The organism is Nocardia sp. NPDC004718, from assembly GCF_053601535.1.
In genome coordinates, this window is sequence record NZ_JBSGCA010000179.1 from 1 (window position 1) to 1056 (window position 1056).

2 protein-coding genes are annotated in these 1056 nt (G+C 71.3%); both read left to right on the forward strand.

The annotated features are described in order from the left end of the window. Window positions 1-819, forward strand: an 819-nt coding sequence (locus tag ACWEH3_RS36220; RefSeq protein ID WP_450027047.1) for a GTP 3',8-cyclase MoaA, incomplete at its 5' end; no start/stop codon positions are given. After that, complete coding sequence (locus tag ACWEH3_RS36225; protein ID WP_450027045.1) at window positions 812-1054, forward strand: MoaD/ThiS family protein; 243 nt, start codon at window positions 812-814, stop codon at window positions 1052-1054. The genes ACWEH3_RS36220 and ACWEH3_RS36225, both read left to right, overlap by 8 nt. Window positions 1055-1056 lie beyond the last annotated feature (2 nt).

Consider the following 1056-nt stretch of genomic DNA (forward strand, 5'->3'; position numbering starts at 1 on the left):
GTGCTGGAGCTGGGGGTGCGCGAAGTCCGCTTCACCGGGGGCGAGCCGCTGATGCGCCGCGACCTGGAACAGATCATCGCGGGCTGTCATGCCGAGGTGCCGCACATCCCGCTGGCCATGACGAGTAACGGCATCGGGCTCGAGCACCGCGCGATCGGCCTCGCCGCGGCCGGTCTGCACCGGGTGAACGTCTCGCTGGACACCGTGGATAGGGCCGGTTTCGCGCGGTTGACGCGCCGCGACCGCCTCGAATCGGTGTTCGCGGGCATCCGCGCCGCCCGCGCCGCCGGGCTGGCCCCGGTCAAGGTCAACGCCGTCTTGATGCGGGAAACCCTTTCCGGCGCGCCCGATCTGCTGCGCTGGTGCCTGGACGAGGGCTGTGAGCTGCGTTTCATCGAGGAGATGCCGCTGGACGCCGACCACGAGTGGGCCCGCGCCAACATGGTCACCGCCGCCGAACTGCTCGACGTGCTCGGCGCCCGGTTCTCCCTCGATGAGGTCGGCCGCCCCGATCCGTCGGCGCCCGCGGAGAAGTGGCTGGTCGACGGCGGGCCCGGCACCGTGGGCATCATCGCCACGGTGACCAGGAAGTTCTGCGACACCTGCGACCGCACCCGGCTCACCGCGGACGGCATGCTGCGCTCTTGCCTGTTCAGCGACCAGGAATTCGACCTGCGCCAGGCGCTGCGCTCCGGCGCCGACGACGAGGAGCTCGCGACGCTCTGGCGCGGTGCGATGTGGAACAAGTGGGCCGGTCACGGCATCGACGCCGAGGGCTTCGTCCCCCCCGAGCGGACGATGGGAGCCATCGGTGGTTGAGATCCGCTACTTCGCCGCGATCGCCGACGCCGTCGGCAAGGACGGCGAGACCCTCGACCTCCCGGCCGGAGCGACGGTGGCCGACCTGCGCGCGACCCTGGTGGCGGCCTACGGCCCGGACCTGGACAAGATGTTGTCGGTGTGCGCCTACCTGGTCGGTGACGAACTCACCCGAGATCCCGCGGTCGCGCTGAGCCCGCGCGTCGACGTCCTGCCACCCTTCGCGGGCGGCTAGGC